Source organism: Actinomadura geliboluensis (assembly GCF_043197915.1).
Taxonomy (GTDB): domain Bacteria; phylum Actinomycetota; class Actinomycetes; order Streptosporangiales; family Streptosporangiaceae; genus Spirillospora; species Spirillospora geliboluensis.
This window is the reverse complement of sequence record NZ_JBICUA010000010.1, coordinates 149,336-164,181: the sequence shown is the minus strand read 5'-3', so window position 1 is coordinate 164,181 and position 14,846 is coordinate 149,336. Positions and strand designations below refer to the sequence as shown.

The window sequence follows — 14,846 nt, the reverse complement described above, 5'->3', positions numbered from 1 at the left end:
GTCGTGTCTCAGCCGCAGAGCCGGTAATTCGTCTCGTAGACGTTGTGGCCGTCCCGCTGCTCGACGAGCCGGAACGTCCGCGTCCCGAACTTGCCCGCGTAACGGCCGCTCTTGCCGACCGCGCCGAGCGTCAGCACCTTGCCTTCGAGCGCCTGGTTGATGGACGTGATCCCGGTGGCCCGGATCGTCCCGTCGCCGTAGAGGTCGGTGCTGTCGACCCACTGCAGGTTGTCCAGCACCACGGGGATCAGCTTCGCCGTGCCGTCGGCCGTGCCGACCTTGGCGCCGGACGCGTCGAAGAACTCGTCGTGGAACGTCGAGACGTCCCCGAGGCTCGGCCCAGCAGGCGCGACATCGGTCCGGTCCACGATGGTCACGACCTCCGTGAGACCGGTGATGTTCACGCAGTCCCACCGCTTGCTCTCGGCGTGCGCGGCGGACCCGGCGCTCACGCAGGCGAGCGCCGTCAACGTCGTGAGCGCGATGGTCCCCGGCTTCCGCACGGACGGCCGCATGGCGGTTCCCTTCTTCGGTGTGCTGGTCGCTGTTCACCCTCCGGACGCGGCCTTAAGCCCACCTAACGCATGACTTGGCGGTCCCCGCGCGGCCGTGCTTTGCCGGTGCTTAAGAACGCGCTGGTGTGCTCGGGCCACCCTCATTCCGGGGAAGGGAGAAACCGTGCGGATCCTGTTCACTCCGCTGGCCGGCATCGCGCATTACTTCCACCTCGTCCCGCTCGCGTGGGCGTGCCGCGCCGCCGGGCACGAGGTGCGGATCGCGGCCCGGCCCCCGGTGGACGCCGTGGTCCGCTCGGGCATGCCCGTGCTCCGCGCCGGCGGGCGCTACGACTTCACCGCCGGGCTCGCCGAGGCCCACCAGGGCATCCAGCGCGAGATCGGCCGCGCCCCCCGCCCCGGCGACCTCGCCGCGCTGCCCCCGGAGACGGTCCGCCGGCTCCGCCACGCCCGGCTCGCGCCGCACGTGCGGGCCGCCGAGGACATGGCCGAGGACCTGGTGCCGTTCGCCCGCGCCTGGCGCCCGGACGTCATCGTGACCGTCCCGATCGTGCTCGCCGCCCCCCTCGCGGCGGCGGCGTCCGGCGCCCGCCTCGTCCGCCACCTGTGGGGCCCGGACATCTCCCGGCACGCCGGCTTCCCCGGCCTAGGGGCGCCCCCTGCCGAATGGCCGCCCGACCTGGTGCGCCTCTACGAGCGGTACGGGGTGGAACCCCAGGCCGACCACGCCCTGCGCAACATCGACCCGTGCCCAGCGTCCCTGCAGATCCAGGTCCCCGACCGGATACCGGTGCGCTACACGCCGTACAACGACAACGCCGAACTGCCCGGCTGGCTGGTCGAACCCCCGCGCCGCCCCAGGGTGTGCGTCACCTGGAGCACCGTGAACACCCAGCTTGTCGGCTCCGACGGCTACCTGGTGCCGGAGATCCTCAAGGCCCTGGAGAGCCTCGACGTGGAGATCGTGGCGACCATCCCCGAACGCGACCACGCCCTGGTCGGCGAGCTGCCCGCCGGCGCCCGCCTGGTCTCCGGCCTCCCGCACGACCTGCTGCTGCCGAGCTGCGACGCGGTCGTCCACCACGGCGGCGCCGGCACCCTGCTCACCGCCGCCCGCCACGGCGTCCCCCAACTGGTCATCGCCCCGGTCGCGGACCAGATCTTCAACGCCCAGCGCCTCGCCGCCACCGGCGCCGGCATCGGCATGATCGCCGACGAGACCGCCGCCGACGCCATCAAGGCCGCCGCGACGACCGTCCTCACGGAACCCGCCGTCCGCGCGGCCGCCACCCGCCTCCAAGCGGAGATCCTCGCCCAGCCGGCCCCCACCGACCTCGTCCGGACCCTGGAAGACCTGGCCTGACGCCGGGTACCGCGCGTCCGCGCGGGAGGCCGTTCAGGCGGGGATGGGGGCCTGGCAGTCGTCGAAGGGCGGGTAGTTATCGGCGGCGGTTCGTTCGGCCGCGTCGATGTAGTCGGCGAGGGCGTCGCGGGACTGCGCGAGCCTGGTCATCTGCTCGTCCAGGCGCTCCAGCCGCGACCGCATCGCGGTCAGCAGTTCGGGGCATCCGAGCAGCTCCGGGGCCTCTCCGACCGCGCAGGGCAGCAGGTAGGCGATGTCCTCGGACGACAGGCCGGCGCCGAGCAGATGCCGGATCTGCCTCACCCGCAGCACGGCGGACTCGTCGTACTCGCGGTAGCCGTTCGCGCGGCGGTCCGCCGCCAGCAGGCCGCGGGCCTCGTAATAGCGCAGTTGGTGGGCGTTGACGCCCGTCCGCCGGCTCAGTTCCCCGATCCGCACCCAGACCTCACTTGACTCTCACACCGGTATCAACGTTGACGATGCTGCCATGGACAGCAGAACCGATACACGTGTGACGATCATCGGACTCGGGCTCATGGGCCGGGCGTTGGCCAGTGCCTTCCTGAAGGCCGGCCATCCCACCACGGTGTGGAACCGTACGGCGGCCAAGGCCGCCCCGCTGGTCGCCGAGGGCGCGCAACTCGCACCCACGGTGGGCGACGCGGTCAAAGCGGGGAACCTGACGATCATCTGCCTCACCGATTACCGGGCCGTGCGCGAGTCGCTCGACGCGGACGGCGTCGAACTGGACGGCGCGACGCTGGTCAATCTGACCTCGGGCGACTCCGCCGAGGCCCGGGAGACCGCCCACTGGGCCGCGCAGCGCGGTGCCCGATATCTGGACGGCGCCATCATGGCCGTCCCACCGGCGATCGGGACGGCCGAAGCCGTGATCCTGCACAGCGGACCGCAGCAGGATTTCGAGGCGCACCGGCCGGTGCTCGAAGTGCTCGGCACCGTGACCTATCTCGGCGACGACCCCGGACTGGCGTCCCTGTACGACGTGGCCGGCCTGGCCATGATGTGGAGCGTCCTGAACGCCTGGCTCCAGGGCACCGCCCTGGTCAGGACGGCCGGCGTCGACGCCGCGACGTATGCGCCGTTCGCGCGGCAGATCGCGGAAGGCGTGGCCGGATGGCTCCCCGGCTACGCCGAGCAGGTCGACGCCGGCTCCTTCCCGGCCGAGGTGTCGGCCCTGGAGACCGACGCTGCGGCGATGACCCACCTGATCAAGGAGAGCGAGGCCGCGGGCGTCAACGCCGAACTGCCGAAACTCTTCAAGACGATCGCCGACCGCGCGATCGCCGCCGGCCACGGCGCCGAACAGTACCCCGTCCTCATCAAGGAGTTCACCAAGCCCCGCGGCAACTGACCGCCGTGCCCGTACACGTCGCCGATGGTTCGCCGGGTCGGGCTCGAAATTGATCTTCTACCATTCTTCGGTTCCGTTCTTTCCGCGGAATGAGGGAGTGGGCGAATTAGGCTGTGGGCATGGGGATGCCGGTGTGGCTGGACTTTGCGGATAAATTCGCGTCGGTCATCGGGGCCACCGCCGGGATCCTGGGGCTGGTGATCGCTTCCTCGCAGCGGCGGCGGGGCGATGATGACGGGGACGGCCCGCGCAGGCCGGCGTCGGCCTGGTCGGTCTGGCTCCGGACGGCCGCGGTGTTCGGGGCCTGCTCGTTGATCGTCCTGGCGGTGCGCGCGCTGGGCCTGACACCGCGGTCCTGGGATTGGCCCGTGTCGGCCATCGCGGGGGCGGTGAGCGCGCTCGCCTGCGCCGCCGCGGTCATGGCCTGGCTGTCGTTCCGCCGGCAGAGCATGCCGCTGCCGGCGGCCCTCCGGCTGCTGCTCACGGAGCAGTGGCAGGACGCCCGCGGGCACCAGTACGAGTATTTCGTCGGGGAGGCGCCGCCGCTTCCGGAGATCTACGTCGAGCAGAAGACCGAGGCCGTCCCGCAGCCGGGGCGTGCGGAAGCACAGCTGTTCACGATTCGGGAGATGCTCCTCGCCCACCGGAGCACGGTCGTCGTGGCCGAGCCCGGCGTCGGGAAATCGACCGCCGTGGCACTGGTCCTCAGGGAGCAGTGCCGCTGGTGGTTGGACGCATCCAGGTCGGACGACGCGGGCGACGCCCCCTATGGCAGCGTCCTTCCGGTGTCCGTCCCCGCCGAGCTCCTGGCGGACAGGAGCGTCTCGGAGGCGCTCGCGGCGCACTGCCGCCAGGTGACCGGGCGGTCGGTCGGGGCGGAGCTGTTCGATGACCGGCCGCCGAACGCCGAGTCCTGGCTGGTGGTCGTCGACGGGCTCGACCAGGTGCTCAGCTCACGCCGCCGGGCCCGGGTCCTGGCCAGGCTGGGCGATGCCGTGACGGCGAGCGCCGAGCACCGCCGATTCATGATCACGACGCGTCCGCTGATGCTCGGGGAACTGGGCAACCTCTCCGGCGAGCACATCACGCGCTTCGCGCTCCGCGGATTCGAGCGGCGGGATCTGTACGCGTTCGCCGAGCGCTGGGTCGCGCACCGCAACCGGACCCACAGTCCGGGGCTGGAGGCGCCGCCGATCACGCTGGAGCGGTTCGTGGCGGCGGTGTCGTCGTCCCGGTTATCGGCGATCGCCAGGGTTCCGCTCATCGCGACCATCACGGCGCTGATCCTGGAGACCGATCAGGACGACGCCTTGCCCACCAGCCGAGCCGGCCTGTACGAGCGCTTCATCCAGCATCTGCTGAACGCTCGCCGGGTCAGGGCGGACGAGGAGGAGGGCACGGCCGCCGACCTGGCCCGGCAGGGCCCGAGAGGCGGGCGGGCCTGGGACTGGCTGTCGGACAACCTGCGCGACCTGCTGGAAGGGACCGCGGACCTGTGCCTGTCACAGGGCGGGACCCAGGTGGCGGCCTCGGCCGCCGCGTGGGTGCGCGGTCATGCGCCGCCCGACCTGTTCGACGGCCTGCCGGGCTGGGAGGTGTCCGTGCGGGGGCTCCTGACGAGCACCAGCCTGATCGTCCCCCGCACGGGCGGCCTGCGGTTCGCCCATCCGAGCATCGCCGAATATCTCGCGGCCGGCCCCAGGGCGCGCGAGTTCGACCGCGCCAGCTGGCTGGCGGACGCGCGCAGCCCGGACGGCCGCAATCTGGCCCTGTTCACCCTCGCGCGGAGTGCCCATTCGGCCGACCCGCTGGTCACGCTGCTGATGGAGCGCGGCGGGGCGGACACCTGCGTCGCGGGCGAGATCATCGCGGACGGGATCCCGGTCGGCGCCCACCTTCGCGCCGAGGTCGTGGACCGGCTGTTCGACCAGTTGGTCCGGGACGACCGCAGCGCGCCCGAGGCGCTGGAGGTCCTGGTCAAGCTGACCTCGGACGAGCAGGTCACCGACCGGCTCACCGCCCTGGCGACGGGGGACGGGGGATCGCCCTGGGTGCGGGCGTTCACGGCCGAGGCCCTGTGCGCGGTGCTCCCGGACGGCAGCGCGATCCTGCGGACGGCCCTGAGAGAGTCCGATGCGGACGAGATCCGGCGCTGGCTCCTGGAACGGCTCGTCCTGCGCGGTGCGGCCACCGAGCAGGAACGGGAGACGCTCGCGTCCCTGGCCCCGGCGACCATCTCCGCGGCCGTCGGCGGCGCCATGGCCGCCCAGTGGTACCGGCAGATCACCGAGGACGCCGACGCCGATCCGGGGCAGCGGCTGCGCGCGCTGCTCGCCCTCGCCGACGGCGGCTACGCCGAGACCGTCCGCTGCCTGGAGGACGTCATCGTCCTGCCGGCGCTGACGGCCGAGGCCCGGTTGGACGCCGCACGGGCCATCCTGCAGGCGGGCCTCGCCGGCGTGCCGGAGGTGCTGCGCCGCGTCGGCGGCGGCGAGGGCCGGGACCTCGACGTCCGCGTCCCCGTGCTCGCGGCGCTGGCCGGCGGCGGCGACGCGGAGGCGCGCGTGCTGCTGGATGCGCTGTCGTCCGCCGGAGGCGAGGAGTTCGCCGCCCGGTTCCCGTCCCTGGCCCTGTGGTCGGAGACGAGCGGCATGCGGAGCACCGAACGGCAGGCCGGCCGGAACCCGCGCGTCTGGGGGCGGATCCCACCGCGCAACCCCTACTTCTCCGGCCGCGACGATGAACTGGCGGAACTGAGGCGCCGCCTTGCCGGCGGCGACACGACGCAGGTCCTCCACGGGTTGGGCGGTGTCGGCAAGACCCAGCTCGCGATCGAGTACGCCTACCGCTTCAGAGACGACTACGACATGGTCTGGTGGATCCCCTCGGACCAGCCGTCCCTGATCCGGGGGAACCTCGCCCGGCTCGGCGCCTACATCGGCGCACGGCAGGCCGCGGACGTCGGCACCGACGCCGCGATCACCTCGGTGCTGCACGCGCTCCAGACCGGCAGCCCCTACGACCGGTGGCTGCTCATCTTCGACAACTGTGACCAGCCGGACGAGTTGCATCACCTGCTGCCCTCGGGGCCCGGTCACGTCCTCGTGACGTCCAGGAACATCGGATGGGGGCCCGGGACGGCCGGGCTGGCCATCGATGTCTTCAGCAGGCCGGAAAGCCTGGCCTTCCTGCGACGCAGGATCCCCGGGCTGGACGAGACAACCGGCGACGCGCTGGCGGACTACCTCGGTGATCTGGCCACGTCACTGGAGAACGCCGCCGGGCTGCTCGCCGAGACCGGACGATCTGCCGAGGACTATCTGGCCGAACTGGAGAACCAGGCGGACGCCAGACTGCGGAACGGCCTCCCGACCGAATACCCGGTGAGCCTGGTGGCATCCATGGAGTCGGCCCTCAAGCAGGTCTTCGAGGAGGACGTGCTCGCCGCGATCCTGCTGAGGCACTGCGCGCACTTCGGTCCCGAACCCATCCCTTTCGACGTGCTGTACACCGCGCACCGCGTGGTCGTCGGCATGGAGTCGCTCGCCGACCCGCTGAGGTTCCTGGAGACGGTGAGCCGCCTGCGCCGCTACGGTCTCATCACGGTCGACACGCCGGGCCGCAAGATCCAGGCCAACCGCCTGGTCGCCGCCCTCGTCCGGGACGGCGTCCCCCGCGACGAGCGGCAGCACGTCCAGCACCACGTGCACCTGATGCTCGCCGCCGGCGCGAGCGACCCCGACGCCCCCGAGGCGCGGGACCAGTACTCGGAACTTGCCGGACACATCTACCCCACGCGGATGCTGGAGTGCCCGCACCCGGACGTCCGCTCCTTCATCCTCAACTGCGCGCGGTTCTTCGCCCTCACCGGCGACCACGCGTCTTGCCGGAGCCTCATGGACCGGGCGGTGTCCGCGTGGGAGGAGGACCTCGGCGAGGCCGAGCCGCTGATGCGGCAGGCCCAACTGCTGCGAGCCCGCGCCCACCGCGCACTCGGCGACTTCGCCTCGGCCCTTCGGATCGCGCACGACGTGTGGGAGGCGGTCCCCGAGGCGCGGCCCGAAGAGAAGTCGTCCGCGGCACGGTCACTCGGCGTCGGTCTCAGGCTCACGGGCGACTTCGGCAGGGCCCTCGACCTCGACCGTCGTGCCGCCGCGACCGCGGAAGAACTCTTCGGCGACACCGGTGAGCAGACCATCGGCGCCGCGCTCCACCTCGCTCTCGACCACGAGCTCGCGGGCGACTACGACTCCGCCCACCGAACCTACGCACAGGCGGCCCAGGCCCTGCTCGGCAGGAGGTCGGCGCGGCGATGGGCGCTCGCGGCCATGGCGCTCAGCGGTGCCGCGAGAGCGTCCACCCTCGCAGGCGATTACGGCGCTGGGCGGCTCCTCTCGGGAGAGGCACGGGCTGTGTCCCTCTCCTCCACCGTCGGCAACACGGTGAAGGCCATGGTCGGCAGGGACGCGGCCGTGATCCTGCGACTGATGGGCTCCGAGCGGGACGCCCCCCGTTCAGGGCCGGAGCAGGCGCTGGAGATACTGACCGATATCGGCACCCGGCACGATCCCAGCGGCGTGGACGATCTGGTCTTCCAGCTGAGCCTCGGAAACACTCTGCTCGCCGCAGGACGGCCGGACGAGGCGACCGACCAGCTCGGCGCCACGCTGCGCAAGATCACCGAGGTGCTCGGCGAACAGCACCCCTTCACCTACGCCGCCCAGAGCAATCTCGCCGCGGCATGCAGGCTGGACGGCGCCGGCTCGGGCTCTGCGTCCATGAACCACGCCGCCCATCATGGGTTGTCGCAGAGCGTCGGCCCTGACCATCCCTACACGCTCACCTGCGCCGTCAACCTGGCCGGCGATCACGCCGCCCAAGGCGATCTCGAAGCAGCCGCCGCCCTCGGGCGGACGACCCTCACCGCACTCCGCGCACGTCTCGGCGAGAGGCACCCGCTCACCCTGGCCGGTGCCGTCAACCTGTCCACCGACCTCCGCCGTCTAGGAGACCCCGACGCGGCGGCCATGCGCGACCAGGCCCTCCATCACCTCGCCGCCACAGCCGACGACATACGACCGGACGCGATCGACGCCCGCCGAGGCCGCCGCCTCACTCCGACCATCGAACTGCCTCCCCTGACGGACACGGACCAGCTATGACTCCGCCTTCGACCGGTCGGGCTGCAAGGCAGCCGATGGAGTGTCCACCCTTGATTGCGACAGGGCGTTCAGGTGGGTGGCGGCGGCTGCCAGGTCGGTGGCGGCGGTTGTGGCGGCCGTTATGTGGGCTTCGGCGGTTGCGGTGAACCAGGGGGGTGTCGCCGGGTCGTCCTGGAGGCGCTGGACCAGGGCGCGGAGGCGGGCCGTGGCGTGTTCGACGGCCTCGGCGTCGGAGCGCAGCAGGGCGGCGGAGTCGGCGACCGAGCGGCGGGCGGGCAAGGCGGCCTCCTAAGCGGGGAAGACGAGGGTGCCCGCGTCGCGGCGGAGCATCCGGTGCGGGTGGGCGAGGCAGAGGATCGGCCGGGCGCCGTCGAGGCCGAGGGCGCGCAGCCGGGCGGCCAGGGGGTCGTCGCCCGCGCCGGTGTGCAGCCGGGCCCGGGGGGCGGGGTGCAGCCGGGCCTGGCCATGGGTGTGGACGAGCGTGCGCTGTGTCGCGCCCGCGAGGGCGGAGTAGACGACCAGATCGCCGGAGCGGGCCGGGCTGCTCGGGCCGAGCGGCCCGGCGAAGGTCAGGACGCGGTCGTCCGGGGTGCCGACGGTGAGCGCGGCGGCGCGGCCGTCCAGGCGGACGCGGATCGGGGCGGTGACGGCGTGCTCGCTCCACAGGTTGCGGTGGGCGGCGCCGGCGGCGGGGGTGCTCAGCGCGGTGGCGAGCGTCCACAGCCCGGCGCCGCGCAGGTGCGGGCGGCGCAGCAGGTCCAGCCAGACGCCGACGGGACGGGGGCACCACGGATCGTGGACGACTAGCCCGAGGGCGACCTCCTGGTGCGGCCCGAGCGTGCTCGCCCGGTGGTCGTGGACGGACAGCGCGACCAGCGACCGCTTCCCCGCCCGCACCGGGACGGCGCCGCCCTCCTCCAGGACGGCGGCGGCGGAGGCGGCGTCGACCGCGAACCAGGCCGTGAGCGCAGCCGCGTCCGATGTCCGCGCGGGCACCTCCACCGGGCCGTCGGGAGTGGGCTCGGCGCGGGCGGCGACGCTGAGGAACGGGAAGCCCTCCGGGCGGCGGGCGTCGTCGTAGAGCTCGTATAGCCGGCGATTGACGACGGGGCCGTTGTAGGGCGCGAGCTGCTGTTCGATGTGCGCGCGCGCCTCGGGGAGGTCGTGCTCGATGTTGGCGGCGTAGTGCTCAAGCCGGTGGCAGGCGGGGAACAGGTGCGTCGGGTCGGTGTAGTCCACGACGTACCGGCCGGGTCCTTCCGTGAAGCAGTTCCCGGCGCCCTGCCCGTCGAGGCTCGGGATGATGTCGTGCCGGTTGGTGACGCTGGCGACCCAGGTCGCCGGGTCGGCGGGGGTCTTGAAGTCGATCGGCGACCCGATCGCGATGACGTGGGTGAGCCGGTACCGGGCGTTGAGGGCGGCGTCCTGGCTCAGGCTCATGACGGCCGCGCCGCCGGCGCTGTGGCCGATCAGGGCGAGGTCGGCGCCGGCGGGGATCCGGTAGTCGTCGATGGCCTTGGCGAGGGCGCGGCTGTAGGGGCCGCTGTCCTGGACGGTGCTGCTGAACGCGCCGAGCAGGTCGGCGGGGGACGCGCCGTCCGGTGCGCCGAGCCGCATCCCGGGCGCCAGCAGGACGTACCGTTCGGCGCCGTCGGGGCCGCGCACGGTGAGCAGCAGCGCGCGGCCGGTGGGCCCGACCGCGATCAGGTCGCCGAGCAGGCCGAGCAGGGACGCCTCGGCGCAGAACCGGGCGGCCTCCGCCGCGGTCGGCTCGGCGCGCAGGGCGGCGCCGCGGCCGCGGTCCAGCCGGGCGATGGCGCGGTTGCTCAGCCCGGTCAGCGGGTCGGCGGTCGCGGCGCCCGCGCCGGTGGCGATGAGCCAGGCGGTGTGGTCGTTCAGCGGGTTGCGGTCGAGCAGCGCGCGCAGCGCGAGGACCTCGCTGAAGACGGGGGACAGCGCGCTCAGCGCGCCCGCCGCGCCGCGGTCGGCGACCAGGTCGCGCAGTGCCCCGAGCATGCCGGACCGGCCCTCGCCGGCCGCCTCGACCAGCCGGCGGACCAGCGGGTCCTCGGTGAGCGCGGGCTCGGCGAGGGCGACCGCGGCGATGCGCAGCCGCAGCGACGTGGTCATGACCGCGACGGGCAGGCTCGGCGTCCCGGCGAAGCCGCCGAGCTTGGCGCCGAGGACGCCGAGAACGCCGCCCGCCGGTGCCCAGCCGAGCCCGGCGGGGTCGGTGACGGCGCGGGCCAGCGCCCGCTGCGCCCGCCACCCCTCGCGGGGCGCGCGGCACACGGCCGCGGCGACCTGCGGGTCGGACAGCGCCGCCGTGGCGTGCACGGCCGCCTCCCGGAGCGTGTGCGCGATCTCGGCGAGCTCCCGCGCGGCGGCCGGCAGCGGCGCGCCCGGGGCCGCGCCGGTGGGGGCGGTCATCGCGCCGCTCCCCGCCACGTCATGCCCACGAACCGGGGCCGCGGGTCCTCGGGGGTGTTGCGGGCGACCACGTCGCCGAGCGTGCGGGTCTCGGCGATCGTCCGCAGGCCGGCGGTTGTGAAGGTCGCGGCGTTCAGCACGCGCGGGGCCAGCAGCGGGTTGGTGAGCGCTTGCGAGAACGCGTCGATCGCGATGATCTTGGTGAGGAGGGGCGGCAGGACGGCGGCGGGCGATCCGGGCTCCTCGGCGAACAGGCCGACGTACAGCTCCAGGTCGTCCACGCTCCGGTACCGGTCGGCGAGGGCGTCCTGCACGCACGGGTCGCCGGACACCTGGGCGAAGCCGCGCGCCCTGGGGAAGCGGCAGTGGGCGCGGTAGTCGTTGTAGGACGCCAGTTGCAGGGTGCGGGCGTCCTTGATCGAGGAGATCTCGACCTCGCGCAGGATCGGGTCGGTGTTGAACAGGCCGATGCGCCCGGCACGCTGCTCGGAGGCGTCCTCGAACAGCCTGCCGAGCCCCGGGCCGGGGATCAGGGCGCCGCCGAACAGCGTCCGGGCCGTGGGCAGTTCGGTGTCGCCGACGACCAGGCTGGACGGGATGAGGCTGTGCCAGCGGTAGACCAGGTTGAACTCGACCGAGGCCCAGTTCTGCCGGTGCCAGGGCGCGCGCTGCAGCGTCCGGGAGAGGCGGGGGTCGAGCAGGAACCGGAAGTGGTACGGCGTGATGTGGTTGATGTACTCCTCGACGACCAGCCGGATGACCTCGACGATGACGATGTTGCGGGCGGTCTGGAAGAGCCGCTCGTCGTCCCAGCGGGGGTTCTCCGCCGCGAGCGCCCGGGCGACCCGGTTGTGCTCGCGCAGGAACAGCACCGTCATCATCGTGAAGCCGACCTGGACGTTGCCGCGGTCGCCGCCGGTCGCGAACAGGGTGTCGCGCTGCGCGTCGGTCAGCATGTCCATCCGGACCGCCGTCAGCGCCCAGAACTCCGGCTTGATCTTGCCGTTCTCGCAGAGGTACGGCGGGAACTCGCCGCCGTTGATCAGCTGGCTCTTGAGCAGCCCGCCCTCGCGGGCGCGCACGGCGCCGGTGGCCTCGGCCGTCAGCCCGTACAGCGGGTTGAGGTCGATCTCGTGGTTGGACGTGCTGCGCCGCGGGTCGCGGGGCTCCTCGGACTCGCCGCGCAGGAACCCGTCGGTGAACCACTGGGCGAAGTAGGCGAACAGGACCGTGGAGCGGGGGCAGGGGATCATCTCGCCGTCGCGGGCGAACAGGTCGGCCGCCTGCTCGACCGTGGGGCGGCCGGTCTCCTGGTCGGGGACGGGCGGCAGGTGCCGGCCGCTGTAGGTGCGGTCGGTCAGCGACGGCCAGGACGTGTACGGCGCCATCGTGCTCAGCGGTTCGGGCCGCGGCGGCATCTCCCGGCACGCCTGGTCGATCACGGCGGCGTTGATGCGGCGGCGCAGCGCGGTGGACGACTCGGCGAGCCGCCACAGCGGCCGGCCGTGGGTCAGCGCGAGGAACCGCAGCCGGTTGCGGGCGCCGTCGGAGGCGAAGCCGCGGGCGCTCGGGTGGGACTCTCGCACGGTCACGCCCCCTCCCGCGCCGGAGCGTCGAACCGCAGCGGGAAGCCGTCGGGGAAGACGTCCCGGTCGCGGCGCACCTCCCCGCCGGCGCGCAGCCCAGGTCTCAGCAGGACGCGGCGCAGGGTCTCGGCGATCACGACCCGGCCCGGGTGCACGCCCAGGCAGGCGTGCGGGCCGTGGCCGAAGTGCATCCAGGCGTCCGCGGGCCGGTCGGCCCGGAAGGCGGCGGGGTCGTCCACGGCGTCGTCGTCGAACATGGCGGAGGCGACCGCCGCCAGGACCAGGCGCCCGGCCGGGACGGTCGCCCCGCTGGGCAGCACGTGGTCGCGCACGCAGTAGCGGGCGATCATCTTGAGGAAGGGGTCGAACCGCAGCGCCTCCCAGACATGGCCGTCGAACCGCTCGGGGTCGCCGGCGGCCGCCACGGCCGCGGCGTGCAGCTCGGGCCGGCCGAGCAGCAGCGACACCACGTTCGTCATGGACCCGGCGGCGTTCTCGACGAACCCCAGCAGCAGGCCGGCGACGTTGACCGCGACGCGCTCGTCGTCGAAGCCGAGCTCGGCGGGCAGCCGGGTGCGGACCAGCCGGCCCAGCACGTCCGCGCCGTCGGGCGCGGCGCGCCGCTCGGCGACCAGGCCGCGCAGGTACGCCATCATCTCCGCGCCCGCGGCGACCGCCGCCGCGTGCACGCCGGGATCGCCGGTGAAGTTGGCGGTCACGTCGGTCATGATGGCCCGCGACCAGCGCGACAGCGTCGCCTCGTCCGGCCCCGGGAAGCCGAAGTAGCGGGCGCAGACCTTCAGCGGGACGCCCCGGAACACCCCGCCGACCGCGTCGAGCTCCCCGTCGGCCGCGTCCAGCGCCTCGTCGGCGAGCTCACCCGCGAGCGCGCGCACGGCGGGGACGTCCTCGGGCGCGAGCATGACCTGCATCAGGCCCTTCTCCCGCCAGTTCATCGGGGTCCCGTCGCGGGTCAGCATGATCGGGGCGCCGAGCGCGGCCTCCATCGACGGACGGTAGGCGCTGACCGGGAACGCGTCCGGCCGCGACAGCACCTCGGTCACGTCGGCGTGCCGGGTGACCAGGGTGAAGGCCGGCGCCGCGAGGACGGGCCGGTCCGCGCGCAGCTCGGCGAACAGCTCCCGCCAGTCGGTGCGCAACCACCCGGCCAGCCGGACCTGGGCGCTGCCCGGATCGGCCCGGACGAGGGCGTCGTAGGCGGCGAGGTACCCCTCTGGCTGCATGGCATCAGCTCCCAAGTCGTGACCGGCCGGATCCAGAGAGTAAGAGTCCGAACCGTCACCGCCAAGAGATTTGGCACTTTGAGTAGTTAAGTAGCTTCGGTCGGTGATGGTCGCCTATCTGTCAGGCGACTGCCGCCCGCCGCGTCGTCGCAGTTCAATGGGCCTCGACCTGCGGGCTGAACCGGATGGCGGGAGGAACGGATGGCGGAGGCGGATCGGGCGATGGGGGAGACGCTCCCGGTCTCCGGAACCCGCCGGCACGCCTACCTGGCCGTCCTGGTCGTGCTGCCCCCGCTGGCCCTGGTCGCGGCGGTCGCGGCCGTCTGGGGGCGCGCGGTCGGGCCCGTCGACCTCCTGCTCGCCCTGGCCATGTACACCGTCAACATCTTCGGCATCAGCGTCGGCTACCACCGCCTGCTGACCCACCGCTCCTTCAAGTGCCCCCGTCCCGTCCGGGTGGGGTTCGCCCTCGCGGGCGCGCTGGCCCTCGAAGGGCCGCCCTCGCTGTGGGCCGCCGAGCACCGCAGGCACCACAAGTACTCCGACAAGCCCGGCGACCCGCACTCGCCCTGGGCCTACGGCGACAGCGGCTTCGCGCTGCTGCGCGGCCTGCTGCACGCCCAGGTCGGCTGGTTCTACAGCGCCCGCAGGCGGTCCAACCGCGCGCACTGGGTGCCCGACCTGCTCGCCGACCGCGACATCCGCCGGGTGGACGCGGCCTACCCGGCGATCACCGTCGCGTCCTTCCTGCTGCCCGCCGCGGCCGGCGGCCTGATCACCTGGTCGTGGGCGGGCTTCTGGACGGCCCTCTTCTGGGCCGGCCTCGTCCGCTACGCGGTCGTCCACCACGTCACGTGGTCGGTGAACTCGATCGCGCACTGCTTCGGCGACCAGGACTTCCCCACCCGCGACCGCTCCTCGAACGTCCGGTGGGTGGCGCTGCTGACCTTCGGCGAGGGCTGGCACAACTGGCACCACATCGACCCGACCAGCGCCCGCCACGGCGTCCTCAAAGGCCAGACCGACCCCAGCGCGGCCCTGATCCGCCTCCTGGAGAAACTCGGCTGCGCCCACGACGTCCACTGGCCGTCCCAAGCCCGCATCGAGATGCGGGCGAACCACCCCACCGCGACCCGGGAACCCAACGCGAGTTGAGCGGAGAGGTTCGCCCGCG

Annotated in this window: 10 protein-coding genes; 4 read left to right on the top strand and 6 right to left on the bottom strand. The window is 73.3% G+C overall.

What is annotated here, in order from left to right:
* Nucleotides 1-8 precede the first annotated feature (8 nt).
* Nucleotides 9-515, bottom strand: coding sequence for an allene oxide cyclase barrel-like domain-containing protein (locus ACGFI1_RS30060; protein WP_392790110.1), 507 nt, complete (start codon nucleotides 513-515; stop codon nucleotides 9-11).
* A gap of 163 nt (nucleotides 516-678) precedes the next feature.
* On the opposite strand from ACGFI1_RS30060, the gene ACGFI1_RS30055 reads away from it, so the two are divergent.
* Entirely contained in the window at nucleotides 679-1,878 is a 1,200-nt protein-coding gene (locus ACGFI1_RS30055) for a nucleotide disphospho-sugar-binding domain-containing protein (protein WP_392790107.1), read from the top strand.
* Nucleotides 1,879-1,911: 33 nt separating this feature from the next.
* Here ACGFI1_RS30055 and ACGFI1_RS30050 read toward each other — a convergent pair whose 3' ends face one another.
* Complete coding sequence (locus ACGFI1_RS30050) at nucleotides 1,912-2,316, bottom strand: MerR family transcriptional regulator (RefSeq protein WP_392790104.1); 405 nt, start codon at nucleotides 2,314-2,316, stop codon at nucleotides 1,912-1,914.
* Between the two features lie 73 nt (nucleotides 2,317-2,389).
* Between ACGFI1_RS30050 and ACGFI1_RS30045 the strand changes: the two genes are divergently transcribed.
* Nucleotides 2,390-3,250 carry an NAD(P)-dependent oxidoreductase gene (locus ACGFI1_RS30045; RefSeq protein ID WP_392790101.1) on the top strand — a complete coding sequence of 287 codons (861 nt, stop codon included), beginning with the start codon at nucleotides 2,390-2,392 and terminating at the stop codon, nucleotides 3,248-3,250.
* A gap of 119 nt (nucleotides 3,251-3,369) precedes the next feature.
* A complete protein-coding gene (gene fxsT / locus ACGFI1_RS30040; protein ID WP_392790099.1) occupies nucleotides 3,370-8,412 on the top strand; it encodes an FxSxx-COOH system tetratricopeptide repeat protein in 5,043 nt (1,680 codons plus the stop codon).
* On the opposite strand, the gene ACGFI1_RS30035 is transcribed toward fxsT, so the two are convergent.
* Genes ACGFI1_RS30035 through ACGFI1_RS30020 form a run of 4 tightly spaced genes read right to left on the bottom strand, consistent with a single transcriptional unit; the run spans nucleotide 8,407 to nucleotide 13,672 of the window.
* Nucleotides 8,407-8,691, bottom strand: coding sequence for a hypothetical protein (locus tag ACGFI1_RS30035; RefSeq protein WP_392790097.1), 285 nt, complete (start codon nucleotides 8,689-8,691; stop codon nucleotides 8,407-8,409). The genes fxsT and ACGFI1_RS30035 overlap by 6 nt on opposite strands.
* A 9-nt stretch (nucleotides 8,692-8,700) precedes the next feature.
* A complete protein-coding gene (locus ACGFI1_RS30030) occupies nucleotides 8,701-10,842 on the bottom strand; it encodes a hypothetical protein (protein ID WP_392790094.1) in 2,142 nt (713 codons plus the stop codon).
* Entirely contained in the window at nucleotides 10,839-12,434 is a 1,596-nt protein-coding gene (locus ACGFI1_RS30025; RefSeq protein ID WP_392790093.1) for a peroxidase family protein, read from the bottom strand. The genes ACGFI1_RS30030 and ACGFI1_RS30025 overlap by 4 nt, the downstream gene beginning before the upstream one ends.
* Entirely contained in the window at nucleotides 12,431-13,672 is a 1,242-nt protein-coding gene (locus ACGFI1_RS30020) for a cytochrome P450 (RefSeq protein WP_392790088.1), read from the bottom strand. Before ACGFI1_RS30020 ends, ACGFI1_RS30025 begins: the two co-directional genes overlap by 4 nt.
* Before the next feature lie 201 nt (nucleotides 13,673-13,873).
* Between ACGFI1_RS30020 and ACGFI1_RS30015 the strand changes: the two genes are divergently transcribed.
* Nucleotides 13,874-14,827, top strand: coding sequence for an acyl-CoA desaturase (locus ACGFI1_RS30015; protein ID WP_392790086.1), 954 nt, complete (start codon nucleotides 13,874-13,876; stop codon nucleotides 14,825-14,827).
* Nucleotides 14,828-14,846: the final 19 nt, after the last annotated feature.